The 22,712-nt window shown below is 72.8% G+C and carries 22 protein-coding genes and 1 tRNA gene; 14 read left to right on the top strand and 9 right to left on the bottom strand.

Annotated elements, in window-relative coordinates:
* Window positions 1-95: 95 nt before the first annotated feature.
* Window positions 96-380 (top strand): DUF1876 domain-containing protein, encoded by a 285-nt coding sequence (locus CW362_RS29560; protein WP_103552675.1) that lies wholly within the window; start codon window positions 96-98, stop codon window positions 378-380.
* A 359-nt stretch (window positions 381-739) separates the two neighbouring features.
* Complete coding sequence (gcvH, locus tag CW362_RS29555; protein WP_103552674.1) at window positions 740-1,123, top strand: glycine cleavage system protein GcvH; 384 nt, start codon at window positions 740-742, stop codon at window positions 1,121-1,123.
* A 365-nt stretch (window positions 1,124-1,488) separates the two neighbouring features.
* On the opposite strand, the gene CW362_RS29550 is transcribed toward gcvH, so the two are convergent.
* Window positions 1,489-1,564 (bottom strand) — tRNA-Arg (locus CW362_RS29550).
* A 310-nt stretch (window positions 1,565-1,874) separates the two neighbouring features.
* Between CW362_RS29550 and CW362_RS29545 the strand changes: the two genes are divergently transcribed.
* The 4 genes from CW362_RS29545 to CW362_RS29530 all read left to right on the top strand — a co-directional run bounded on the left by CW362_RS29545 (window position 1,875) and on the right by CW362_RS29530 (window position 7,931).
* Window positions 1,875-3,482 carry a dynamin family protein gene (locus CW362_RS29545; RefSeq protein WP_103552666.1) on the top strand — a complete coding sequence of 536 codons (1,608 nt, stop codon included), beginning with the start codon at window positions 1,875-1,877 and terminating at the stop codon, window positions 3,480-3,482.
* On the top strand, window positions 3,479-5,665 hold the full coding sequence (locus CW362_RS29540; protein WP_103552665.1) for a YfjP family GTPase: 2,187 nt from the start codon (window positions 3,479-3,481) through the stop codon (window positions 5,663-5,665). Before CW362_RS29545 ends, CW362_RS29540 begins: the two co-directional genes overlap by 4 nt.
* Window positions 5,666-5,797: 132 nt before the next feature.
* Complete coding sequence (locus CW362_RS29535; RefSeq protein ID WP_103552664.1) at window positions 5,798-6,265, top strand: single-stranded DNA-binding protein; 468 nt, start codon at window positions 5,798-5,800, stop codon at window positions 6,263-6,265.
* A gap of 259 nt (window positions 6,266-6,524) precedes the next feature.
* Window positions 6,525-7,931, top strand: coding sequence for a Cys-Gln thioester bond-forming surface protein (locus CW362_RS29530; protein WP_240658102.1), 1,407 nt, complete (start codon window positions 6,525-6,527; stop codon window positions 7,929-7,931).
* Window positions 7,932-8,116: 185 nt separating this feature from the next.
* On the opposite strand, the gene CW362_RS29525 is transcribed toward CW362_RS29530, so the two are convergent.
* Window positions 8,117-8,896, bottom strand: coding sequence for a YcnI family protein (locus CW362_RS29525; RefSeq protein WP_103552662.1), 780 nt, complete (start codon window positions 8,894-8,896; stop codon window positions 8,117-8,119).
* 30 nt (window positions 8,897-8,926) lie between these two features.
* The gene (locus tag CW362_RS29520; protein WP_103552661.1) at window positions 8,927-9,514 is read right to left on the bottom strand and encodes a hypothetical protein; all 588 of its coding nucleotides are present in this window, start codon (window positions 9,512-9,514) and stop codon (window positions 8,927-8,929) included.
* A gap of 236 nt (window positions 9,515-9,750) precedes the next feature.
* On the opposite strand from CW362_RS29520, the gene CW362_RS29515 reads away from it, so the two are divergent.
* On the top strand, window positions 9,751-10,098 hold the full coding sequence (locus tag CW362_RS29515) for a chaplin (RefSeq protein WP_103552660.1): 348 nt from the start codon (window positions 9,751-9,753) through the stop codon (window positions 10,096-10,098).
* A gap of 69 nt (window positions 10,099-10,167) precedes the next feature.
* Here the strand turns inward: CW362_RS29515 and CW362_RS29510 are convergent, their stop codons facing one another.
* The 6 genes from CW362_RS29510 to CW362_RS29485 all read right to left on the bottom strand — a co-directional run bounded on the left by CW362_RS29510 (window position 10,168) and on the right by CW362_RS29485 (window position 14,131).
* Entirely contained in the window at window positions 10,168-11,034 is an 867-nt protein-coding gene (locus CW362_RS29510; protein ID WP_103552659.1) for a tyrosinase family protein, read from the bottom strand.
* Window positions 11,018-11,476 carry a tyrosinase cofactor gene (locus CW362_RS29505; RefSeq protein WP_103552658.1) on the bottom strand — a complete coding sequence of 153 codons (459 nt, stop codon included), beginning with the start codon at window positions 11,474-11,476 and terminating at the stop codon, window positions 11,018-11,020. The genes CW362_RS29510 and CW362_RS29505 overlap by 17 nt, the downstream gene beginning before the upstream one ends.
* A 429-nt stretch (window positions 11,477-11,905) precedes the next feature.
* Window positions 11,906-12,535 (bottom strand): vitamin K epoxide reductase family protein, encoded by a 630-nt coding sequence (locus tag CW362_RS29500; protein ID WP_103552657.1) that lies wholly within the window; start codon window positions 12,533-12,535, stop codon window positions 11,906-11,908.
* Window positions 12,535-13,032 carry a DUF5949 family protein gene (locus CW362_RS29495; protein ID WP_103552656.1) on the bottom strand — a complete coding sequence of 166 codons (498 nt, stop codon included), beginning with the start codon at window positions 13,030-13,032 and terminating at the stop codon, window positions 12,535-12,537. The genes CW362_RS29500 and CW362_RS29495 overlap by 1 nt, the downstream gene beginning before the upstream one ends.
* A gap of 307 nt (window positions 13,033-13,339) precedes the next feature.
* On the bottom strand, window positions 13,340-13,642 hold the full coding sequence (locus CW362_RS29490) for a hypothetical protein (protein WP_103552655.1): 303 nt from the start codon (window positions 13,640-13,642) through the stop codon (window positions 13,340-13,342).
* 249 nt (window positions 13,643-13,891) lie between these two features.
* Window positions 13,892-14,131: a chaplin gene (locus tag CW362_RS29485; RefSeq protein ID WP_103552654.1), complete on the bottom strand. Its 240-nt coding sequence runs from the start codon at window positions 14,129-14,131 to the stop codon at window positions 13,892-13,894.
* A 315-nt stretch (window positions 14,132-14,446) separates the two neighbouring features.
* Between CW362_RS29485 and CW362_RS44855 the strand changes: the two genes are divergently transcribed.
* Genes CW362_RS44855 through CW362_RS29450 form a run of 7 tightly spaced genes read left to right on the top strand, consistent with a single transcriptional unit; the run spans window position 14,447 to window position 22,699 of the window.
* Window positions 14,447-14,815 carry a hypothetical protein gene (locus tag CW362_RS44855; RefSeq protein WP_240658101.1) on the top strand — a complete coding sequence of 123 codons (369 nt, stop codon included), beginning with the start codon at window positions 14,447-14,449 and terminating at the stop codon, window positions 14,813-14,815.
* Window positions 14,816-14,855: 40 nt separating this feature from the next.
* Window positions 14,856-16,055, top strand: coding sequence for a glycosyltransferase family 4 protein (locus CW362_RS29475; protein ID WP_103552653.1), 1,200 nt, complete (start codon window positions 14,856-14,858; stop codon window positions 16,053-16,055).
* Window positions 16,052-17,488, top strand: a complete 1,437-nt coding sequence (locus CW362_RS29470; RefSeq protein ID WP_103552652.1) for a sugar transferase — start codon at window positions 16,052-16,054, stop codon at window positions 17,486-17,488. The genes CW362_RS29475 and CW362_RS29470 overlap by 4 nt, the downstream gene beginning before the upstream one ends.
* A gap of 4 nt (window positions 17,489-17,492) precedes the next feature.
* The gene (locus CW362_RS29465) at window positions 17,493-18,905 is read left to right on the top strand and encodes an O-antigen ligase family protein (protein WP_376450502.1); all 1,413 of its coding nucleotides are present in this window, start codon (window positions 17,493-17,495) and stop codon (window positions 18,903-18,905) included.
* Window positions 18,902-20,857: a murein biosynthesis integral membrane protein MurJ gene (murJ, locus tag CW362_RS29460; protein WP_103552651.1), complete on the top strand. Its 1,956-nt coding sequence runs from the start codon at window positions 18,902-18,904 to the stop codon at window positions 20,855-20,857. The genes CW362_RS29465 and murJ overlap by 4 nt, the downstream gene beginning before the upstream one ends.
* On the top strand, window positions 20,841-21,605 hold the full coding sequence (locus tag CW362_RS29455; protein ID WP_240658100.1) for a polysaccharide deacetylase family protein: 765 nt from the start codon (window positions 20,841-20,843) through the stop codon (window positions 21,603-21,605). Before murJ ends, CW362_RS29455 begins: the two co-directional genes overlap by 17 nt.
* On the top strand, window positions 21,602-22,699 hold the full coding sequence (locus tag CW362_RS29450) for a glycosyltransferase (RefSeq protein WP_103552649.1): 1,098 nt from the start codon (window positions 21,602-21,604) through the stop codon (window positions 22,697-22,699). Before CW362_RS29455 ends, CW362_RS29450 begins: the two co-directional genes overlap by 4 nt.
* The last annotated feature ends 13 nt before the right edge of the window (window positions 22,700-22,712 follow it).

The following is a 22,712-nucleotide window of genomic DNA, read 5'->3' as shown; positions in this document are numbered from 1 at the left end:
GCTCTCGCCTCGTGCCGGGACGGACGAAGGAGCACACTTCTTGTTAGGGGCTTCACCGGGGGGCGGCTGCTTCGGAGGTGATCGCTATGACACAGATGACAGCGATGCAGGCACGGACCACGGTCGGCTGGCACGTCGAGATGGAATTCCAGGAGGACGACCACCGCACCCGTGCGGCAGCCCTGCTGCGGCTCCCCGACGGAAACGAGGTGCGCGCCCACGGGTACGCCAGCCGTCACCCCTCGGACGCGAACCAGCCCAGGGTCGGCGAGGAGGTCGCGGGCGCGAGGGCCCTGAACGAACTCGCCATGCAGTTGCTGACCAAGGCCCACGACGAGATCGACGCCGCCTCGGGCAGGACGTCACACCCGCTGAGGTGACTCGGGCGCCGTTCACCGGAGGCTCGTCCTCCGCTCCGCCGGAGCCGTTGCGCGAGCACGCCTGAATCACGAGCTGTCCGCTTCAGGCCCCTGGATCCGTCCGGGGGCCTTCGCGACGGCCAGGACCGCCCGGGGCGGACGCCTCGACGACACCCCGGAAGGACTCCGCGCCCCGGCCCCCGCGAGACCCCGTTCGTTCCGGCGCGAGAGAAGCACGGTCCGAGGGCTGCACCGACTCCTGGTGCGAAGTGTGAACATACAGACAGTTTCTAGTTCATACAGGCCAAGTCGCCCCTAAAGCACTCCGCCCTCCGGGCATGATGAAGGCGTTGATCACCCACCGCTTCGAGGGAGCGCGCGTGTCGTACATTCCTGATGATCTGCGGTTCGCCGAATCGCACGAATGGGCCCGTCCGGAATCAGACGGCACGGTCACGGTCGGCATCAGCGACCACGCCCAGAAGGCGCTCGGCGATGTCGTGTTCGTGGACCTGCCCAAGGTCGGCAGAGTCCTCGCGGCCGGGGATCCGGTCGGCGTCGTGGAGTCGGTCAAGGCGGCGTCGGACCTGTACGCGCCGGTCGGTGGCGAAGTACTGGCCGTCAATGAGGAGTTGATCGACACCCCGGAGTTGCTCAATGAGGAGCCCTACGACTCCTGGATCCTCAAGCTCAAGCCGTCGAAGCGTGCCGAGTTCGACGGCCTCCTTGACGCGGCCGGCTACAAGGCCGCGATCGGCGAGTGACCCGTAGCGGCGCGCCCAGCACGTCGGCTCGCCCAGCGCGTCGGCGCGACCGGAGACCGGCGGAGTCTCGCTGAACACATCAAGCCACGCAGTCCTGAAAACCGCCGTGGCACGAGTCGCCGCGGGTTCGATTCCCACACCCGCCGCAGCGGCCGAAAGCCTCCGCCCAGCCGAATCGGCCCGGGGCTTCCACTGCTCCCGCTCCCCGTGACCGATCTTCGACATGGCCACCGGCGAAACCTCGGCGCCGGCCGGACGGCCCCGGACCCTTCCCTTGATCACCGGGGAAGCGTCCGGGGCTTCGTCGCGTCGAGCGAAACATGCTCCGACCAGCAAAAAGCCCTCCCGAAGGGGAGGGCGGAGACTGGCGCCCCCGGCAGGACTCGAACCTGCGGCCAAGCGCTTAGAAGGCGCCTGCTCTATCCACTGAGCTACGGGGGCCGGGTGTGTCGGCCTGTGTCCTGGTGCCCGGGTACGGGCGGATCCGTGACCTTGCCGGGGACAAGGATAGGGCTCCCGCATCCATGTCCCTCGTGCTTCGCCTCCGTGGCTCGATGTGGAGGTTCGGTGAAGCGGTCCTGATAATCGCAGGCAGGTACGAATCGTGCACCATTTTTGGCGTCTCGCGCATCGGGTGTTGTGCACTCGTTATGCCTGCACCCCGGTCACCCCTTCCGCCCCGTGCAGCCTATCGGCGCGCAGACGCACCCATATGCTTCAGAAAGACTCCAAAATTGGGCATTCTTCACATGTGGTGACCTTGGAGGTACGGCCTCAGCTGCTCGACGCACTTTCCGCCCTGCGCGACTGTGTCGCCGCCGCACGTTTTCCGCTGCCCCTGACAGGGGCTCCACGCGCGCGTGCCAACCGCGACGAACTGCTCGCACAGCTCGACGACTATTTGGTGCCCCGGTTGAGGGAACCCGAAGCGCCCCTTCTCGCCGTCGTCGGAGGATCCACCGGCGCCGGCAAGTCGACCCTCGTCAACTCCCTTGTGGGGCGCCGGGTCAGCGAAGCCGGCGTGCTGCGCCCGACGACCCGTACACCGGTGCTGGTCTGCCATCCGGAGGACCATCACTGGTTCAGCGGCATGCGCGTACTGCCCCAGCTCACGCGCGTGTGGATGCCCCATCGGGAACCCGGCGACGATCTTCCCGTCCTCGCCGACCACGGCGAGCGGGTGCTGCGCATCGAGACCGCCGACACGCTCCCCCGTGGCCTCGCCCTCCTCGACGCGCCCGACGTCGACTCCCTGGTGGCCGACAACCGGGTGCTGGCCGCCGAGCTGATCTGCGCCGCCGACATCTGGGTGATGGTCACGACGGCCGCGCGGTACGCCGACGCCGTGCCGTGGCATCTGCTGCGTACCGCCAAGGAACAGAAGGCGACCCTGGTGACGGTCCTGGACCGGGTACCGCACCAGGTGGTGTCCGAGGTCTCGCGGCAGTACGGCGCGCTGCTCACCAAGGCGGGACTCGGTGAGGCGCCCCGCTTCACCGTGCCCGAACTTCCCGAGTCCGCCTGGGGCGGCGGCCTGCTGCCCGCCACGGCCGTCGCACCGCTGCGCACGTGGCTCACGTACCAGGCCCAGGACCCGGGGGCCCGTCACTGGGCCATGGCCCGTACGGCGCACGGCGTCCTCGACTCCCTGAAGGCGCGGATGCCCGAACTGGCCAGTGCCACCGCCGCGCAGTACGCCGCCGCGGCACGGCTCACCATGGCCGTCGACGGGGCGTACGACAGCGAGCACGCGCGCGCGAAGGGGCGCCTGCAAGCCGGGGCCGTGCTCTCCGGGGACGCCCTCAAGCGCTGGCGCGCCTATCCCCTCGACTGCACCGCCCAGGAACTGCTGGACGCGCTCGTGGAAAGCCTGTCCGCCCTGCTGCTGTGCTCCGTGACGGCCGCGGACGAACGCGTGGACAACGCCTGGCGCCGCGAACCGGCCTCGGGCGCACCCGGGCTGACGGACCGTGATCCGGCGCTGGAGAGCGCCGAGCACCGGATCGGTATGGCCGTACGGCGCTGGCGGCGCGTCCTGGAGGAGCACGCCGAGGACGAGGTGCGCGACCTCGACAAGAGTGTCGCGCCGGACCCCACGGTGGTGGCCGCGCTGGTCGCCACCGCGCTCCTGGGTGGCCGCAGGGCGCGCAGCGCGGGTGAGGGGCTGGCCGAGCGGATCGGGGCGCGCGGCGCGCTGCGGCTGCGCGACAAGGGCGGCCGGCTGCTCACGGACCTCGTCGACAGGACGCTGCGGACCGAACGCGAGCGCCGTCTCGCCCCCCTCGAAGCCCTCGACGTCCATCCGGAACCCCAGGCCGAACTCATCGCCGCGCTGTCCGTACTGCAGAAGGAGAGGTGACCGCGGTGACTGCCGTCACTGACCACACGGATCAGGACGACCGTCCCGGAGACGGACGTTCCGGAGACGGACGTTCCGGAGACGGAGGACCCGAGAGTGGTCGTCCCGAGGAGGGCCGTCCCGCGGGCGGCCGCTCCACGGACGGCCGTCCCGCGACGGACCGCTCCGAAGGCGGCGCCCGCGAAAACGCCCCTTCCGGTACGGGCACCTCGGACACCCGGCGCGCCGAGCACGACGGCCGCGCCGGGGCGGCCGGGGCCGCCAGGAGCGCTCCGGACAGCCGCCCGGAGGGTCCGCCCGGTGCGGCACGTCCCGGGGCGTGGGCCCCGCAGGACACGGGGAAGGGCGGAGAGGGGGGTGAGAGGGACGGCGGCGGAGGCGCGGCCGGAAAGCGCCCCTCGCGGGACACGCCCGAAGCGGAGTCCCGCGCGCGGGGGGAGGGCGACGACCCGGCACACGCGGAGGAGGGTCCCGTCTGGGACGACGGCCTCATCGCGCGGCGCGTGACCGAGGCGGCGCCCGGCCGGTACCAGACGTCGTCGGCGGAGGCCAGGGCCGCCGTCCCGGCGGTGCCGTCCCCCCTCGTGTACGACGTGCCGCTGCGCTCGCGCCTGGACGCGCTCCGCGAACTGGTGGGCCTCTCCCGCGCCCGGCTCGACAGCGGAACGCTCGCCGAGGCGGGCCGGGTGCTGGACGAGGCGGCGGCCCGCCGCAGGCTCTCCGGGGAACACACCGTCGTCGCCATCGCCGGAGCCACGGGCAGCGGCAAGTCGCAGCTCTTCAACGCGCTCGCGGGCGTGGCCATCTCGGAGACCGGCGTGCGCAGGCCGACCACCTCGGCACCCATCGCCTGCACCTGGAGCGACGGCGCGGCCACCCTCGTCGACCGGCTCGGCATTCCCGGTCGGCTGCGCAGGCGTCCGTTGCAGAGCCCGGAGGCGGAGGCGCAGCTGCACGGCCTGGTCCTGGTCGACCTGCCCGACCACGACTCGGCGGCCGTCCAGCACCGCGAACAGGTGGACCGTGTCCTCGCGCTCGTCGACGCGGTCATCTGGGTGGTGGATCCGGAGAAGTACGCGGACGCCGTCCTCCACGAGCGCTATCTGCGGCCGCTGGCCGGGCACGCGGAGGTCACCTTCGTGGTCCTCAACCAGGTGGACCGGCTCCCGGGTGAAGCCGCCGACCAGGTGCTCGACGACCTGCGGCGGCTGCTCGACGAGGACGGCATCGCGCTCGGCGAGTACGGCGAGCCGGGCGCGACCGTGCTGTCGCTGTCCGCGCTCACCGGGGCCGGGGTCCCCGAACTGCGGGAGTGCCTCGGTCAGTTCGTGGCGGAGCGCGGCGCCGCCGCACGGCGGATCTCGGCCGATCTCGACGCGGCCGCCGCGCGGCTGCGGCCCGTCTACGCGACGGGGCGGCGGGTCGGGCTCAGCGAGGAGGCGCGCGACGAGTTCGCGGACCGGCTCGCGGACGCGGTCGGTGCCGTGGCGACCGGCGAGGCCGCCGAGCGGGCCTGGATCCGCAACGCCAACCGCGCTTGCGGCACCCCCTGGCTGCGACTGTGGCGCTGGTACCTGGACCAGCGCGAACCACCGGCCGGGCGCGTGCCCGTGCGCCCTCCCGCGGACGACGAGGTCACCGCGCGCCAGCGCGTGGAGCAGGCGGTGCGGACGGTCGCGGACCGGGCCGCGTACGGGCTTCCCGCGCCCTGGGCGCAGGCGGTGCGCGAGGCCGCCGTACGGGGCGCGCAGGGGCTGCCCGAGGCGCTGGACGACATGGCGGCGCGCGCGACGGCACCGGCGGGACGGCCGCCGAGGCCCGGCTGGTGGCCCGTCGCGGTACTGGCGCAGGCCGCGATGACGATCGTCCAGGTCATCGGCGGACTCTGGCTGGTGGGTCAGATCATCGGGGTCATGTCTCCGAACCTGGGGGTTCCGGTGCTGCTGATGGTGTCGGGCATCGTCGGAGGCCCGGCCGTCGAGTGGTGCAGCAGGATGGCGGCCCGCGGGCCGGCCCGGCGCTACGGCCTGGAGGCGGAGAGACGGCTGCGCGAGGCGGCCGCCGGATGCGGCAGGGCCCGGGTGCTGGATCCCGTGGCCGCGGAGCTGCTGCGGTACCGCGAGGTGCGGGAGCAGTACGGGCGGGTCATGGGGACGGCGACGGTGGGTGCCCCGGCCGGGTGACGCGGTTTTCCACAACCGGCCGGCCGTGCACAGCTCCGAGCGGGTCCGGCCCGGCGGAGGCAGTCTGATCCCGCGGCGATCGCAGCGCATGCGACCGCCGCGGCAGACGCATCCGCACGGGAGGGATTCACGATGAACGAGACGATGGTGTGCGCGGTGGGCAACGTGGCGACACGGCCCGTCTACCGGGACCTGGCGAACGGCGCATCGGCGCGGTTCCGGCTGGCGGTGACCTCGCGGTACTGGGACCGCGAGAAGAACGGGTGGACGGACGGGCACACCAACTTCTTCACGGTGTGGGCCAATCGCGCGCTCGCCACGAACGTGGGGGCCTCGGTGTCGGTGGGCGATCCCGTCATCGTGCAGGGGAGGCTGAAGGTGCGCACCGAGACGCGCGACGGGCAGAGCTGGACGTCGGCGGACATCGACGCGGTGGCGATCGGCCACGACCTCTCCCGCGGCACGTCGGCCTTCCGGCGTCCGTCCAAGGAGGGTGAGCCGGCTTCGGCGCAGCGCCCCGAGCCCAGTTGGGAATCGGACCCGGACGCCCTGCCCGAGGGCGCGTCCCAACCACGTCCCGAACCGGCCGGGGTGACGTGATGTCAGGGAGCGCCACGTTCTGACCGAACTGCGGCTTATCGACAAATACACGGCGAACCGCCCTCGTGGATTTGTCGATAGGCGCAGCTCACGAACGTGATCGCGATAACGATTCCGAGTCAGATCGGTTATCGGAAGACATGACCCGGGGGGAGCGATGCGGCGCTTCTTTAGGATGCCGAACACAGCTATCGGGGCTTCTGATTCTGCCGGCGGGACCGTCCCCCATGTCAAAGGGTCCTGCGCGAAGGGGAATTCTGTGTCTTCTGCGTTCTCTGTGTTGTCCGCGCGCGGGCGAGGGGCAGCCCGTCTCGCCGCCGCGGCCTTGGTGTGGGGGCTCGCCGCCACGGGGACCGTCGCCGCGGCCGGTACGGCCGCGGCCGACGAGATCCCGCAGAACCAGGGCGGAGCGACCGCCACCATAGGGGACCTGAAAACCTACGGGTCGGCGGTCGTCCATGAGAACGGCGAGGACTCCTGGGTCTCGGCCGGCCTGTTCGAGATGACCGTCGAGAACGGCGGCATGCTGCAGACCTACTGCATCGACCTCCGCAACCCGACGCAGCGGGACGCCCGATACCAGGAGACCTCCTGGAGCGGCACGTCACTGAGCGGCAACAAGGACGCGGGCAGGATCCGCTGGATCCTCGAGAACTCCTATCCGCAGGTGAACGACCTGGCGGCGCTGGCTCAGAAGGCCGGTGTCAGCAGCCTCACCGAGCAGGACGCGGCGGCCGGCACCCAGGTCGCGATCTGGCGGTACTCGGACAGCGCCGACGTGGACGCCGCGGACCCGCGGGCGGAGAAGCTCGCGGACTACCTGCAGAAGAACGCGCAGGACCTGCCTGAGCCCGCGGCCTCGCTGACGCTCTCCCCGGCCGCGGTGTCCGGCCACCCCGGCGAGCGGCTCGGCCCGGTCACGGTGCACACCAACGCGGGCAGCGTGACGGTGACCCCGCCCACGGACATCGCCGCGGGCGGAGTGAAGGTGGTCGACGCGGACGGCAAGCCGGTCACCTCCGCGGTGGACGGCAGCCGCCTCTTCTTCGACGTGCCGAAGGACAGCGCGGACGGTTCCACCTCCCTCGCCGTGCAGGCCTCCACGACCGTGCCGGTCGGCCGTGCCTTCACCTCGGAGACCCGCAGCCAGACGCAGATCCTCGCGGGCTCCAGCGAGTCCACCGTCTCCGCCACCGCGACCGCGAACTGGGCGGTGAAGGGCGCGATACCCGCGCTGTCCGCCCAGAAGGACTGCGCCAAGAGCGGTGTGGACATCACCGCCGCGAACAAGGGCGACGAGGCGTTCACGTTCGAGCTGATGGGTGCCGAGCACACCGTCGCGCCGGGCATATCCGAGACGCTCACCATCCCGCTTCAGGAGGACCAGGCGTACGACTTCACGATCGGTGGTCCGGCGGGCGGCGGGAAGCGGTTCAAGGGGGTGCTGGACTGCAGGACCCAGGGCGGTACGAGCGACATCTCGACCCAGACGCTCAGCGAACCGAGCCCGGCGTCGGTGGGAGGCTCCGGCGGGGGCACCGACCTCGCCGAGACCGGCGGCTCCGGAGTGACTCCGTTCATCGCGGGCGCGGCCATCGCCCTCGTCGTGATCGGCGGGGCCGTGGTGGTCCTCGTCGGCAGGAAGCAGACACCGCCGCAGGTCTGACAGCACGACGCCTCGGCCGACGGACCTGGTGCCCCTCCCGTCGGCCACCCGGTCGCCCGGCCGCCCAGCCGCCCGGGGCCCGTCGCTCGACCGCCGAGCCCCGGGACACCGGGACACCGTGTGCGTCCGTGGGGACCAGCCGCCCCGCCGACGGAGGCCGAACGGGGCGGTGGTCGCGGCAGAGGCTAGGAGCGGGCGTTCCGGACGCGCACGAGGGCGAACGCGGCCGCGATCAGGCCGAGGACACCGACGATCAGGCCCGCGGTGCCCAGGGTGCGCGCGGTGGAGTCGCTGCTGCTGTCGCTCGCGGCCGATTCCCCGGCGGCCGATTTCTCCGCGGCCGAGGACGAGGAGGACGCGTCGGAGTCGGAACCGGAGGCCCCGGTGCCGGTCCCGGCCGAAGCGGGCTCTTCTCCCGCGCCCTTGGCGGTGAGCGCGAGCACGGGAGCCGGGCTCTCCGGCTCCTCGGCGCCCTTCTGCGCCTGCTCGATCCAGCGGGCCACCTTGCCGTCCGAGTAGGTCTGGAGCGTCTTGAAGGTCAACTGGTCGGTGTCGTCCGGGAGCTGGCCGAAGGCGACCTGGAAGTCCTGGAACTCGCCGTGGCGGATCCTGCCCCCGGTCCAGGTGATCTCGGAGACGGCGTCGGTGATCGTGCCGTCGTCCGTCTTGACCGGCTTCTTCAGCTTGACGGTCGTCGCCCTCGCGGTCCAGCCGGCCTGCGGGGTGACCAGGACACCCAGGACCGGGTGATCGGTGGGCAGGAAGATCTGCACCTTGGTGGTGCTGGCGGTGTCCTCCTCGTTGGGGACACGGAAGCTGAGGAGACCGTCCGTGGCTCCCTTGGCGTAGCTCTCGGGGTGGACCGTCACATGCGCGAAGGCCGCGCCCGCGGCGGCCAGGACCCCCGCGGTGGCGAGGGCGACGACGGTGCCGGTGCGGCGCAGGGTGGTGCTGACAGGAGACATCTGGGAACTCCGTACTGAGGGGGAACGTGGTCAGGGCGTGTGCACGAGCCCTGCCGGCGGTCCCCTGCGCGAGACCGCGTGACGCAACGGGGTCCGGCCGAACGGCCACGGCCCGGCCGGTGCCCGGCCCCCGGCGTCCCGGTGCGGCCGTACCGGAGGCGGTCCCGTCCTCGTCCTCCACCACGCGACGAGCCCCGGCACGAACGCCACGGCCCGGCGCAGCAGGGACCACAGCGCGGCCTCGCCGCGTCGCAGCCACCACGTCGCCAGCAGAGCGGCGGCGACGTGCGCGGCCGTGGCATGGGGGGTCAGGGCGTGTGCGGACGGGTGCGTCATGTGCATCCCGTGCATGTTCATCGCCGTGCGCGACCGGGCGGCCCCGAAGCCGAGGTGGAGTCCGGCCTGCGCGACCAGCATGGCGCCGCCTATCCCGGACAGGGACCGTTCGCGGCCGCCCAGCGGGCAGCCGGCGGCGAAGACGGCGAGGAACCCCGCGCCGTCCGCCCAGAGCGGTGGCGCCTGCCCGATGGCGAGCACGTGCCCCCCGGCGGCCAGCAGCACGCACAGTACGGCGAACACGGCCGCGCGCAGACTCCGTACCGCCGGCGACGCACTCATAGTGCCCAGATACTGCCATGGGGCCCGGGCGGGCGTCGCGGCTCCCCCCGCGGCACTCCGTCACGGTCCGCCGGGAACGCCCGCCGCCCGAACCGGACGAACGACCGCCCGTCCGGACCCTGTTCGAAGAGCAATCCCCTAATAGAACGCCCGTGACCAGGTGTGGGTGGACGCGTTGAAGGGGAAGTGCGGTCGCGTCCGAGCCATCGCACTCATCGAGTCTTAAGGAGAACGTGATGTCTCGCATCGCGAAGGCCGCCGCAGTCGTCGTGGGCACGGGTGCCGTGGCGCTCAGCGGGGCCGGTATGGCCATGGCTGACGCCGGCGCCCAGGGTGCGGCCTCCAACTCGCCCGGCGTTCTGTCGGGCAATGTCGTCCAGGTCCCGATCCACGTGCCGGTCAACGTGTGCGGCAACACGATCAACGTCGTCGGTCTGCTGAACCCGGCCTTCGGCAACACCTGCGTGAACGGTGACGGCGAGGTCAAGCAGAGCAAGGCCGCCAAGAAGCACCACACCACCAAGAAGCACCACACCGCCAAGAAGCACCTCACCACCAAGGAGCACCGCGGCTACGGCAACTGAGCCCGGCACGCGCACGGGCCCCCGGCGGGAAGTCGTCGCCGGGGGCTTCGCCGTTCCCGGTGCGCGTGACTACGCGTACCGGTAGATGTGGCTGTGGTCCTCCATCGAGGCCGGCGTCACGCCCCACGGGGGCATCTTCTCGTGGCGGGCGACGATGCGCCGGTACTGGGAATCGCGTGAACCCGGGGGCCGCTCGGGCAGATAGCGGGCACCCTTGTGCTTCCGCTGCCAGCGGGTCCACTGGAGGTCGACGAAGGCGTGGTGCAGCCAGAAGGCGGGGTCGTTGACGGAGGCGCCGCCCAGCATGTGGCCGCCGACCCAGCGGTGGACGCGGTTGTGGTTCTCCCAGGTGGCGTTCCCCGTCCCGTGCCCCCAGCCCTCCAGCCGGTTCCGGAAACCGCGTGTGGTCGTCGAGTCGTAGGGGGCCGTGTCGTAGACGGGGTCCTCCAGGGCCGCCTTCAGCTCGGCCCGTGTGGGCAGTTGGATCGGCTTGCGCGGGCGGCCGAACTCCCGCATGAGGAAGTCCCCGTCGGTCACCCCCTCCTTGATCCTCCACTTGCCCTGCGCGTAGGCGAAGGGCCCGGTCATGACCTGCCGGTCCGAACTCCGTCCGTCGCCGCCGAGCAGGTCCTTGGTCCATGGCGCGGAGGTCCGCGTGCGGTCCCGCGTCCAGTCCCAGTAGGGCACGCTCACCCCGGGGTCCACGCGCTGCAGCGCCTGTTCCAGGTCCAGCAGGAAGCACCGGTGCCAGGGCAGGAACGAGGGCGCCATGTGGGCCGTGCGCAGCCCGCCGTCGCCGTCGGAGACGTAGTAGTCGATGTGTCTGCGGACGAACTCGTCGTACTCTCCGCGGCGTTTGACCTCCAGCATCGCGGTGACGAAGCGGCGCCGCTCCGCGCTCGTGAGGGTGCTGACGTCCTTACGGGTGTACACCATGGTGGTGGCCGCCCCCTTCCGTACCGTTCCTCCGCGTGCCGGTCCCCCGCCCGCCGTCCGCCCCGCCGTCCATGGCCCTGAGCTGTTCCGCCGGGCCCAGTTCGTCGACGGCCGCGCGTGCCGCCTCCAGCGGTGTCGGGTACGACTCGTAGTGGTCCACCATGCTGAGGTAGCTGCCGTCCGCGCGGCGCATCAGATGCAGCGGCCGGCCGTCCACCGTGACCTGCCACGCACCGCCGGTGAACGCGGCCCGTCCGTCCGAACCGCTCTTCGTGCCGAAGATGTGCCGGCCGCGGTACACCTCGTCGAAGGAGAGGTCCCGGGGGTGGCGCCGGCCCGACGGACGTGAGGCCGCGACGACGGGGGCCAGCGCCATGCCGACGACCGACACGAGCAGTCCCCGCATCACGCCGCGCCGCGTCAACGCCAGTCCACCCGCCATGCGTTCCGTCCTACGGCGGCGCGCCGGGCCGGCCGGCAACCGGCTCCGCCCGCGCCTCGATGCCCTGCCCGGCATCCAGCTGGCGAACATGTTTCTCTCCTCCACGGATTCAGGCTGTCCCGGCCGGCTTCGCGCGGGCCGGCGACAGCGGCTGGCTCTGGGCGCCTTCGGACCGGGGGACCGCTCGACACCGGTCGGCGGCACCGGGACGGGGGCCGTGCCGGCCGCGACGACCGGGGCCTTCGCGGCACCGGCCGCCATCGCCCCACCGGCCATGACGGCGGCGGGAGTTCCTCGTGGGTCCGGCTTCATCTCAGGTACGGTCCCTTTCAGAATTCGGGGCCAGGCGTCCGTACCGCGTAACGATTCCGGGAACGTCATCAGCTCAAGATTCCCTCGGCGGACCCATTAGTCGTCCGATAGAGAGGATCAGCTCGTCCAGAAATCCCACCAGCGGGTGAGGATCAGCATGCCGATGACGCCGATGTGCAGCGCCGGAACGACCCAGGTGAACTCCGCGAGGAACGCCTTCAGCCATTTCGGTGCGGGCAGGAAACCGTTCCGCACGTTGAAGGACGTGACGTACCAGAACATGATGATCGTGGCGGCCCAGGCCAGACAGCACCACAGACACAGCGCGTTGATCCGGTAGAGCGACTGGAACTGGAGCCAGCTGACGAATCCGACGCCGAACAACGTGCCCGCGTCGAAGGTCAGCCAGTACCAGCGCGGGAACCCCGCACCGGTCAGCAGGCTCACGCCCACGCAGATCACCACGCTGTACGTCACCAGGCCCAGCATCGGGTTGGGGAACCCGAAGACCGACGCCTGTTCGCTCTTCATGACGCTTCCGCAGGAGACCACCGGGTTCAGGCTGCATCCCGGAACGAAGTTCGGGTTCTCCAGCAGCTTGAACTTGTCGATCGTGATGACCCACGCGGCGAGGAGACCGGCCGCCCCCGTGACCACCAGCAGCAGGGCGAAGGCACGGCCGCCGCCTGCGGTGCGCCCGGGTACGGCACCCCCGCCGCTCGTCCCCCGCTCCGCGGCGGCGCTCATCAGCCGCGTGGGCTGCGCGCGGGCAGCAGCACGTGCGACGCGCTGAGCAGGGTCTCCTCGTCGCCCGCGAAGACCGTCAGGTCCTCGGGCGCGACGGGTTTTCCGGGCTCGGCCACCGGCCAGGCCCGGGTGGCGAACAGGAAGTAGGCGTAGCCGCGTTTCCCCACCGCCGCGAGCCACTCCGGCGGAGCTGCGCACTGGGCGTTGAGGTGCGGCATGCCGACGACGGCCCGGCCGGTCTCGATGCTCAGGGTGAGCGGCAGGTCCGGCTTCCGGGAACCGTCGACGAGTGTCTCGCCCACGGGCATTCCGTTGTCGATCAGCAGTTGCCGGATGGCGGCCGCGGATCCCTCGGGCCCCCTGTCGCCGTCGCCCAGCGAATAGGCGAGGAGATAGGGCATGTCACCGTCGGGGGCTTCACCGCTGAATGCCATGACGGCGAGCGTGCCGAGATCGGCGACCCGAAGAGGGCTCGTTCCGCTTGAGGTTGAGGTCACCGCGGAACCTTATCGACGCGTCCGTTCGGGTTCTGTCCCGATATCACCCGACCGAGCGATGTCCATGAGCATGACCACACGAACGAGGTATGCGGATCGAACAGCGCGAAGGGCTGACTCCGCGCCCTCCGCACCGCCGTCCGCGGCGAAACTCCCGGCGGTGGAGTCCCTGGGCGTTCCGGTGGCGGAGAGAACAGGGACGGCCTTCCCTGAAACGCCCGTCGCCGGCCCTCTCGTCGGGGTTTCCCCCGGAGCCCGGGGGAACGCCTGAGGGAATCACGGAAAGCCACGCGCGTGCTGGATACGACTACTTCCGCAGGGGAAGCCCGCCGAGGAGCTGTGCGGGTTCGCTCGCCGAATTGATCTTCTTCGTCGTCCCGTTCACCCCGTTCAGCACCGAGCCCTTGTTCTCGGTGTCGAGCGCGTTCGACTGGTCCTGGAGGGGAAGGACGTCCTGCGCATTGAGCGAACGCTGGCTGGTGACGTTCTCCAGGGCGCCGTTGAGGCCGGAGGGCGTGAGGCCGGAGGCCCCGGCGGCGAACGCGGGCGCGGCGGCACCGGCGACGGCCATCGAACCGGCGACCACGGCGGCGGCCTTGAGGAACTTCATGGTGTTTCCTTTCTTCGGCGACCGATGTCACCGGAGGGGATTCCTCTTCGGGCTGCCTAACGAGCCCCGAACGCGACGGAAACTCCGCGTGCCGAAAATTCCCGCACCCGCCCGGAGGCGGGGCGCTCTTCGCCGTACGGCCGATCCCCGGCCGGGTCTTCGCGCGAACGGCCGTCGTCGCACACGACCATGCGGACCGGCCGCCCTCCGCTTCGGGAGGACGGCCGGCCGAAAGGGTCCGCGACGACGTCAGTCGTTGACGCAGACGTTCCCGACCGCGGAGTTCAGCGCACCGATGACGGTGACCGTGTTGCCGCAGACGTTGACCGGAACGTGGACGGGGGCCTGGATGACGTTGCCCGACAGGACACCCGGGGAGTGGGCGGCCGCGCCGTGCGCGCCGCTGTCGGCGGCGGCGATGCCGGCAGTACCGGCCATGGCGGCGGCGGCGACGGAGGTCAGGGCGAGGCCCTTCGCGATACGCGACATGGAGAAGTGCTCCTTGGAATTCGACACGACATGCGGGCGGGGTGCCCGACTCCGGGTTCAACGCGCGGCGCACACGCGGGTTGTGCCTCCAAAGGGGTGATCTCCTGGACGGTCGGACTTCACGATTCCGACACACATCACAGCTTTCGATGACAAAGGGGGACACCAGCTAGAATCAGGCTCTCCGAGGGCGCCTGGAAGCGGGCGTCGAGGGGCGCCGGGGGCTCGCGGGGAGCCGACGCGCACGTGTCTGATTCTCGGATTGCCGTCCGTCCGCTGGTCCAGAACCTTTTCCCCGAAAGGGCACCGCCGGTCATGCGTACTTCCCCGGCCCTGCTGCCGCGCCGTGCGATCGTGGGCCGCTCCGCCCTCGCCGTCTTCCGGACGCCGGCCGGCCCCGCGTCCGCGCAGGCGCCCGCCGGCAGACCGCCCCTCGCGCGGGCCGAGGCGCCCGCGTCCACGCGGCGGCACCGCGCGCTCCGGCACGGCGGAGGCACGCGGGCCGGCAAATCCTGCTTCGGTCACCGGAGTTCCGCGAGGCCCGTCCCGCCCCACGGCTCGGAGGTCCTCGAGCCCGGCAACGAAATCCGTGGCGGGGGTGACCAGTTGGCCTTTCGGATCGTTTCGCAGCGGGACGCGGCCAGGGTCGAAGCACTGTTCGCCGCCGTCGACGCGAAACAGTGACGCGCGCCCCGGCGCGCCGCCCGTCAGCGAGGAACCGCGCATGCATCAGCCAACAGACCCTCCGCCGCGGGTCCTTCATGTCACGCAGCCGGTCGACGGCGGTGTCGCCCGGGTGGTCGCCGACCTCGTCGGGGCACAGCTCGCCACCGGAACGCGGGTGACCGTCGCCTGCCCGGACGGCAACGGCTTCGCCCGGGAGGTGCGGGCGCTCGGCGCGGACGTGCGGCCCTGGCACGCGACGCGGGCGCCGGGGCCGCGGCTGGCCCAGGAGGTACGGCGGCTCGGCCGGGTCCTGGCGCGGGTGCGGCCCGACGTGGTGCACGCGCACAGTGCCAAGGCGGGGCTCGCGGTCCGGCTCGCGCTGCGCGGACGGGTGCCGACGGTGTTCCAGCCGCACGCCTGGTCGTTCGAGGCCGTCGACGGCGCCGCCGCGGCGCTCGCGCTGCGGTGGGAGCGGTGGGGGGCGCGCTGGGCGTCCCGGGTGGTGTGCGTCAGCGAGGCGGAGCGCGTGACCGGCGCGCGAGCCGGAGTGCGCGCCCCCTGGAGGGTGATCCCCAACGGCGTCGATCCCGAGCGGTTCCACCCCGCCTCCGCGGACACCGTACGAGCCGGGATGCCGCTGCTCGCGGGGGTCGGTCCCACGGCTCCGCTGGTGGTGTGCGTGGGACGGCTGTGCCGGCAGAAGGGGCAGGACGTCCTGCTCGAGGCGTGGCCCTCGGTGCTGCGGCGGGTGCCGACGGCACGGCTCGTGCTCGTCGGGGACGGGCCGGACGCCGCGCGGCTGCGCGCCGGAGCGCCGCGTGACGTGCTGTTCGCCGGGGCCGCCGCCGACCCGGTGCCCTGGTACCAGGCCGCCGATCTGGTCGTGCTGCCGTCCCGCTGGGAAGGCATGGCGCTGGCTCCGCTGGAGGCCATGGCCTGTGGGCGTCCGGTCGTCATGACGGACGTGGACGGGGCCCGCGAGAGCCTGCCGCCGGGACACGACGCCCGCTGTCTGGTGGCCGCGCCGGAACCGGCGCCGCTGGCGGAGTCGATCGGCGCACTGCTGTCCGACCCCCTGCTGCGCGAGTCGCTCGGCCACCAGGGACGCCGCCACGTACTGAACACGCACGACGTACGTCTCACGGCCGACGCGGTCGCGGGGGTGTACCGAGAACTGCTGACCGGGCGACAGCCGCAGCACGTCGGGGGCGTCATGTGCGCGGACCATACCGAGTGCAGGGAGTCCATCCACTCGTGACTGCGGAAAGCACCGTTCCCTCCCCCGGCGGACAGCCCCGGGAGTACGGATCCTCGTCCGTCTCGGTCATGCCTTCGCCCGAGGCCTACGGCGGTTTCAGATTCCCGGCCGGGCGGCGGCCCCCGGCCCGGCCCACCTCCTGGCTGCCACTGGCGGCCATGGACGCCGTCGCGGCGCTGGTGGCCGGACGGACGCTCACGGAGATCCAGCGACATCCGCTGCTGACCGCCGCCCTGCTGTTCGGCGTGCTCGCTCTGAACGCGCGGGCGTCCCTGTACCGGCCGCCGCCGTTGCCCGCGCTGCTCGACGAACTGCCCGTCGTCTGCGCGCGGATCGCGGTCACCTGGTGCGCGCTGGCCGCCGTCTGCGCCGCGTTCACCCCGGAAGAAGCGCTGTCGGCCCGGACCCTGGTCCTGGGGTGCGCCGTCCAGTCGGCGATCAGCTGCGCGGGCCGCGGAACGGTGCACTGGCGGCGTCGGCGGGCCCTCGCGCGCCACCCCGGTGCCGCCCTGGTGATCGGTCCCGCCGGGACCGCGCAGCGGGTGGCCGCGGCCTTCCTGCGCCGTCCGGACTGCGGGGTACGGCCGGTCGGCGTCGTCTCCGACCGGCCGGCCGGCCCCGACGGGCTGCCGGTGCTCGCCACCGGCGAGGAAGTGCAGCGGGCGCTCATCCAGAACGGCGTGCGGGCCGTGCTGGTGGTGGAGCCGCCGAGCCGGCGCGGGCCGATGCTGCGGGCGCTGGCCCTCGCGGGCTGCGAGCTGTGGGAGGTCGACCCGGACTCCCCGTCGTACGACCGTGAGGGCCGGTCCACGCTGGCCGGTTTCGCCTGCCGCCCCCTGTCGGTCGGCGTGCGGCGCGCCGGCTTCGGGAAGCGGTTCCTCGACGTCGCCGTCTCCGGCACGCTGCTGCTGCTGGTCAGTCCGCTGCTGCTGGCGTTCGCCGCCGTCCTGCGGCTGACCGACGGGCCCGGCGTGGTGTTCCGGCAGGAGCGCATCGGCAAGGACGGACGGCCGTTCACGCTGCTGAAGTTCCGCACCCACCGCCCGGCCGACGCGCACGAGGCCGCGACCCGCTGGAGCGTGGCGGGCGAGCAGGAGATGAGCCGCTTCTGCCACTTCCTCAGGCGCACCTCGCTCGACGAGCTGCTCCAGTTGCTGAACGTCCTGTGGGGCGACATGAGCCTGGTCGGGCCCCGTCCCGAACGGCCCTACTTCGTGGCCAAGTTCAGCCAGGCCTATCCCGGTTACGCGGCCCGGCACCGGATGCAGACCGGCATCACCGGACTCGCCCAGGTGCACGGGCTGCGCGGCGACACCTCGATCGAGGACCGCTGCCGGTTCGACAACGCGTACATCGACAACTGGTCGATGTGGCAGGACATCTGCATCCTGCTGCGCACGGCCGCGGCGCTGGTGCGCCCGACGGGGAGCTGAGCCGGTGAGCCAGGTCCTGCCCGTCACTCCCCTGGACACCCTGATCGCCGCCCTGCGGCGCGCGCTGCCGGTGCTGCCCGTCGTCGCGGTGATCGCGCTGCTCGGGCTGCCGGCCGCGTCGGGCGGCGAGGGCGGCCCGAACGTCGCGGACGCCGTGTCCGGCCTCGTGGTGCTCTGCTGCGCGGTCCATCTCCTGCGGACCCGTCGGCGCCCGCTGTCGGCGACCGCCGCCCTGGTCCTCGGGCTCCCGGTGGTCGGCATCTCGGTCGCGGCGGCCGGAGCCGCGGACGCGGGGACGGGGCTCACGGGCCTCACCCGCTATCTGCAGATCTTCGTGCTGGTGCCGGCCGCGGTCCTGCTGCTCGTCCGCGACCGGCGCGACCTGCGGCTGCTGGCCTGGTCGTTCGTCGCGCTGGCGCTGTGGCAGGGGGCGCTCGGCGTACGGCAGTACGTCACCGGGACCGGTGCCTCGTACCAGGGCGAGGACGTCCGGGCGGTCGGCACCTTCGGGGCGAGCGACGTGATGGGCATGGCGACGGTGGTCGCGTTCGGGGTGGTGTGCGCGGTGGCGCTGGCCCTCGGGACGACCGGGGCGCGGCAGCGCTCCGTCGCCGTGCTGTGCGCGCTGGTCCTGCTGGGGCCGCTGGCCCTCTCGTTCAGCCGGGGCGCGTGGATCGCCACCGCCGTGGCCTGCGGCGCGCAGCTGGTGCTGGCGGGGCCCCGGCGCGCGGTGAAGGTGGTCGCGGCGCTGGCTGCGGCCGGGACGATCCTGGTGGGCGGGCTGGGCTTCGGCAGCGCGATGCTCCAGGAGCGCGTCACCAGCATCACGCAGGTCACCGACGCGCCGGACCAGTCGGTGACCGACCGGTACACGATGTGGGCGGCGGCCACCGACATGTGGCGCGAACACCCGCTGACGGGCGTCGGGCTGAAGGGCTTCCCCGACCACCGGGACTCCCACGCCTCGCTCGCGCTCTCCTCGGGCAGCGACATCGCGGGCGCGGGCGCCGCCTACCACAAGCAGGCGCTGCTCTCGCCGCACAACATGTACCTCCTCGTGCTCGGCGAGCAGGGCCTCGTCGGACTGGTGGCCCTGGCGGGCAGCTGGTTCGCGCTGCTGGTGTGCGCGCTGCGCGGGCTCGTCCGCGTACGCCGCGGGGCACGGGACGCCCCGGGGCCCGGTCCCGCCGGGGGTCGTGCCCCGCACGGCACGGACTGCGCGCTCGTCGCGTGCGGGCTGCTCGTCTGGCAGCTGGTCGACTTCGTCTACGCGGACATCGGCGGCCCCTCCACGGTCCTGACGGGCGTCGTCTTCGGCGTCGTCGGCTGGTGGGCGCTGATGGATCCGTCGTCGGAGCCCGGCACCGGCGCGGTGGCACCCGCCGCCGCCGTACGGGAGGAGGCCGCGGCGCGATGACGGTGACACCTCCCCGGGCGGGGGAAGACCCGGACGCCGCCCCGGGCCTCGGGACGGGTACGGGTACGGAGACGAGCACGGGGACCGTCACGGGTCCGGGGACGAGCACGAGGACCGGAGCGGGCCCGGGGACAGGCACGGGCTCGGGGGGCCCGGGGCCGAGTGCGGACACCGGCGCGGGCGCGGACGCGGAAACGGGAAGCGGCGCGCGGGCCGGGGCGACCTCCCGGACGGAGCCCGGCCCGGGTGCGTCGGGCACGGGGGCCGGCACCGGCGCGGGACGCGGTGCCGTCGAGGAGAGCCGCGCCGAGCCGTCCCTCCCGCTGCCCTCCGCCCGGGCCGCCGGCTCCACCGCCCCGCGGTCCCCCGGCCCCCGGAAGGGAGCGGACCGGCCCGAAGCCGCCTCCAACCGGTTCCTCGCCAAGGCCGCTCTCGTCACCATCGCCCTCTCGATCGCCGGAGCCCTGCTGGGCCTCGGCCGGGACCAGGCGCTGGCGCACCTGTTCGGCGCCGGGTCGGACACGGACGCCTTCCTCGTCGCGTGGACGGTGCCGGAGTTCGCGGCGACGCTGCTGATCGAGGACGGACTGGCCTTCGTGCTGATCCCGGCGTTCAGCGTGGCCGTGGCCCGGCGCGCCCGGGGAGCCGCCGGTGATCCCGTGCGCGCCCTGGTCGCCGCCACCCTGCCCCGGCTGACGCTCGCCTTCGCGGCCGTCGGCGCGCTGCTGATCGCGGGGGCGCCGTACCTGGTCGAGGCGCTCGCGCCCGGCCTGCCCGATCCCCGGCTCGCGGTGGACTGCACCCGGCTGACCGCGACCTGCGCGTTCTCCTTCGGGCTCGCCGGGTACTGCAGCGCGGCCCTGCGCGCGCACCGGCGTTTCGTGGCACCGGCGGCGATCTACATGGCGTACAACGCCGGGATCATCACGGTGATGTTCGTCCTCGGCGCGCGCTGGGGCGTACGGTCGGCGGCGCTCGGTGTCGCGGTCGGCGGCGCGCTCATGGTGGCGGCGCAGGCACCGTCGCTGTGGCGGCAGCTGCGGCGCGGGGGACCGGCGACCGGGACCCCGGACGAGGAGCCGGCCCGCCCGATGGACCTGACCCTCGTCGGCACGGTCCTGCTCTTCGCGTTGTGCCGGCAGTCCCAGGTCCTCGTCGAACGCTTCCTGGCCTCCTCGCTGCCCGCCGGGGCCATCTCGCATCTGAACTACGCCCAGAAGGTGGCCCAGATGCCGATGGTGCTCTCCCTGATGCTGTGCACGGTCACCTTCCCCGTGGTCGCGCAGGCCATCGCCGAGGGCGACACCGAGCGGGCCCGCGACCGGGTGGAGCGCGATCTGACGCTCGTCGCCTGCACGGTGCTCCTCGGCACGGCCGTGGTCGTGGCCTGCGCCCCGCAGATCATCCAACTGCTTTTCCAGCGAGGCGCGTTCACCGCCCAGGACACGACGGCGACAGCGGCGGTCATGCGGGTGTACGCCCTCGGGCTGCTCGGTCACACCCTGGTCGGCGCGCTGGTGCGCTCGTACTTCTCCTCGGCCCGGCCGACCTGGTACCCGCTGTTCGCGATGACCGCCGGGATCGTCGCGACCTGCGTGACGGGCGCCCTGGCCGTCGGGCCCTGGGGGGTTCGCGGGATCGCCGTCGCCAACGCGGCCGGCATCACCCTCACGGCCGTGCTCCTGCTGCACGGCACGGGTCCGCGCAGCGTGCCGATCCGCACCCGCAAGGTGGTGGCCGAGATCGGCAAACCGCTGCGGGCCGCCCTGACCGCGGCGGCGACCGGCGGTCTGTGCGCGAGCGGCGTGGACTCCCCCCTGCTCGGACTCGTCGTCGGCGGCACGGTCGTGACCGCCGTCTTCGCTCTGCTGGCCTGGGCCTTCCGGGTCGAGGGGTTCGTCCCCGCACTCCGTTCCGTCACACGAAGGGTTTCGCATGCCCGTTTCCGCTGACAGCAGCAGACGTACCGGTACGAGTTCCCTCGACGCGCCGCCCTGGGTGGCGATGTACCACTCCGTCGGGGACTGTTCCGACGACCCGTACCGCGTCACGGTCTCCCCGGAGCGCCTCGACCGGCAGCTGGGCTGGCTGCGCCGGCACGGCCTGCGCGGGGTGTGCGTGCGGGACCTGCTCGCGGCCCGCGCCCGCGGCCAGGGGCGGGACCTGGTGGGCCTGACCTTCGACGACGGGTACGCCGACTTCGTCGAGGCCGCCCTCCCCCTGCTGCGGCACCACGGATTCGGCGCCACCCTCTTCGTCCTGCCCGGCCGGCTCGGCGGCGACAACGCCTGGGATCCGCGGGGCCCCCGCAAGCCGCTGCTGGACGAGCGGGGCATCCGGACCGCCGCCGCCTGCGAGGGCGTGGAGGTCGGCTCGCACGGACTCACCCACGTCGACCTGACGAAGGCCGACGACACCGTGCTGCACGCCGAGGTCGCGAAGAGCAGAGCGGTGCTCTCGGAGCTGATCGGCGCTCACGTCGACGGCTTCTGCTATCCGTACGGGACCGTCGACCGCCGGGTCGCCGACGCCGTCCGCGACGCCGGGTACGGCTACGGCTGCGCGATCGACCCCGGCCCGCTGACCGGCCCGTACGCCCTCCCCCGCCTGCATGTCGGCGAGAGGGACACCTCCGTGCGCCTGTTCCTGAAGCACAAGCTGCACCGGCTGCGCCGCCGTCCGGTCGAGGCGGTCCGGTGAAGGCGCTGCACGTCATCACCGGTCTGGGCGTCGGCGGCGCCGAGCAGCAACTGCGGCTGCTGCTGCGGCACCTGCCCGTCCCCTGCGACGTCGTGACGCTCACCGCCCCCGGGGCCGTCGCCGAGGGACTGGCCGACGACGGTGTGCGCGTGATCCACCTCGGCATGTCCGGCAACCGCGACCTCACCGCGCTCCCCCGCCTGGTGAAGGTGATCCGCGCGGGCCGCTACGACCTCGTGCACACCCACCTCTTCCGGGCCTGCGTGTACGGAAGGCTCGCCGCCCGGCTGGCCGGGGTGAGGGCGGTCGTGGCCACCGAGCACTCGCTCGGCGACTCGCAGATGGAGGGCCGCCGGCTCAGCGCGGGGGTACGCGGCCTGTACCTGGCCAGCGAGCGGCTCGGCCGCACCACCATCGCCGTCTCGCCCACCGTCGCCGAACGGCTGCGCCGCTGGGGCGTGCCCGGACCGCGCATCGAGGTCGTGCCCAACGGCGTCGACCTCGCCCGCTTCCGCTTCGACCCCCTCCTGCGCGGACGCACCCGTCGCCGGCTCGGACTCCCGGAGGACGCCTACGTCGTCGGCGGCGTCGGCAGGCTCGCGCCGGGCAAACGGTTCGACGTCCTGGTCCACGCGCTGGCCGGACTTCCCCGCGACTGCCGGCTGCTGCTGGTCGGCGGCGGCACGGAGGAGGGCCCGCTGCGGCGCGCGGCGCACGACGCGGGGGTCGCGGACCGGGTCCTGTTCACCGGCGAGCGCCCCGCCGACGACCTGCCGTCACTGCTGGGAGCCATGGACGTCCTCGCCTCGCCCAGCCCCGAGGAGGCGTTCGGGCTGGCCGTCGTGGAGGCGCTGGCGGCCGGACTGCCGGTGCTGTACGTCTCCTGCCCGGCCGTCGAGGACCTGCCGCCCGACGCGGCCCGCGGGGCCGTCCGCATACGGGGCGGCGCGGACTCCTTCGCCCGCGCGCTGACCGGCGTCCGCGCCCGGGGTCCCGCCCCCCGCCCGGCCGCCGAGGCGGCCCACCACTACTGCATCACCCGCAGCGCCGCACGGCTCATGGACGTGTACGCGGCCGCTGTCCCGCGCACCTGACTGGAGTGAGTTC

Source organism: Streptomyces populi (assembly GCF_002911015.1).
GTDB lineage: Bacteria > Actinomycetota > Actinomycetes > Streptomycetales > Streptomycetaceae > Streptomyces > Streptomyces populi.
The sequence above is the reverse complement of the archived record's forward strand: the minus strand, read 5'-3'. Positions and strand labels throughout refer to the sequence as shown.

Excerpts from the sequence above, each read along its gene's own strand:
- CW362_RS29535 (WP_103552664.1), top strand. The coding sequence starts at position 5,798 with ATGAACGAGACGATGGTGTGCGCGGTGGGCAACGTGGCGACACGGCCC.
- murJ (WP_103552651.1), top strand. The coding sequence starts at position 18,902 with ATGACGGTGACACCTCCCCGGGCGGGGGAAGACCCGGACGCCGCCCCG.
- CW362_RS29525 (WP_103552662.1), bottom strand. The coding sequence starts at position 8,896 with ATGTCTCCTGTCAGCACCACCCTGCGCCGCACCGGCACCGTCGTCGCC.
- CW362_RS29560 (WP_103552675.1), top strand. The coding sequence starts at position 96 with ATGACAGCGATGCAGGCACGGACCACGGTCGGCTGGCACGTCGAGATG.
- CW362_RS29490 (WP_103552655.1), bottom strand. The coding sequence starts at position 13,642 with ATGAAGTTCCTCAAGGCCGCCGCCGTGGTCGCCGGTTCGATGGCCGTC.
- CW362_RS29505 (WP_103552658.1), bottom strand. The coding sequence starts at position 11,476 with ATGGCGGGTGGACTGGCGTTGACGCGGCGCGGCGTGATGCGGGGACTG.
- CW362_RS44855 (WP_240658101.1), top strand. The coding sequence starts at position 14,447 with ATGCGTACTTCCCCGGCCCTGCTGCCGCGCCGTGCGATCGTGGGCCGC.
- CW362_RS29455 (WP_240658100.1), top strand. The coding sequence starts at position 20,841 with ATGCCCGTTTCCGCTGACAGCAGCAGACGTACCGGTACGAGTTCCCTC.
- CW362_RS29510 (WP_103552659.1), bottom strand. The coding sequence starts at position 11,034 with ATGGTGTACACCCGTAAGGACGTCAGCACCCTCACGAGCGCGGAGCGG.
- CW362_RS29475 (WP_103552653.1), top strand. The coding sequence starts at position 14,856 with ATGCATCAGCCAACAGACCCTCCGCCGCGGGTCCTTCATGTCACGCAG.
- CW362_RS29515 (WP_103552660.1), top strand. The coding sequence starts at position 9,751 with ATGTCTCGCATCGCGAAGGCCGCCGCAGTCGTCGTGGGCACGGGTGCC.
- CW362_RS29520 (WP_103552661.1), bottom strand. The coding sequence starts at position 9,514 with ATGAGTGCGTCGCCGGCGGTACGGAGTCTGCGCGCGGCCGTGTTCGCC.
- CW362_RS29485 (WP_103552654.1), bottom strand. The coding sequence starts at position 14,131 with ATGTCGCGTATCGCGAAGGGCCTCGCCCTGACCTCCGTCGCCGCCGCC.
- CW362_RS29500 (WP_103552657.1), bottom strand. The coding sequence starts at position 12,535 with ATGAGCGCCGCCGCGGAGCGGGGGACGAGCGGCGGGGGTGCCGTACCC.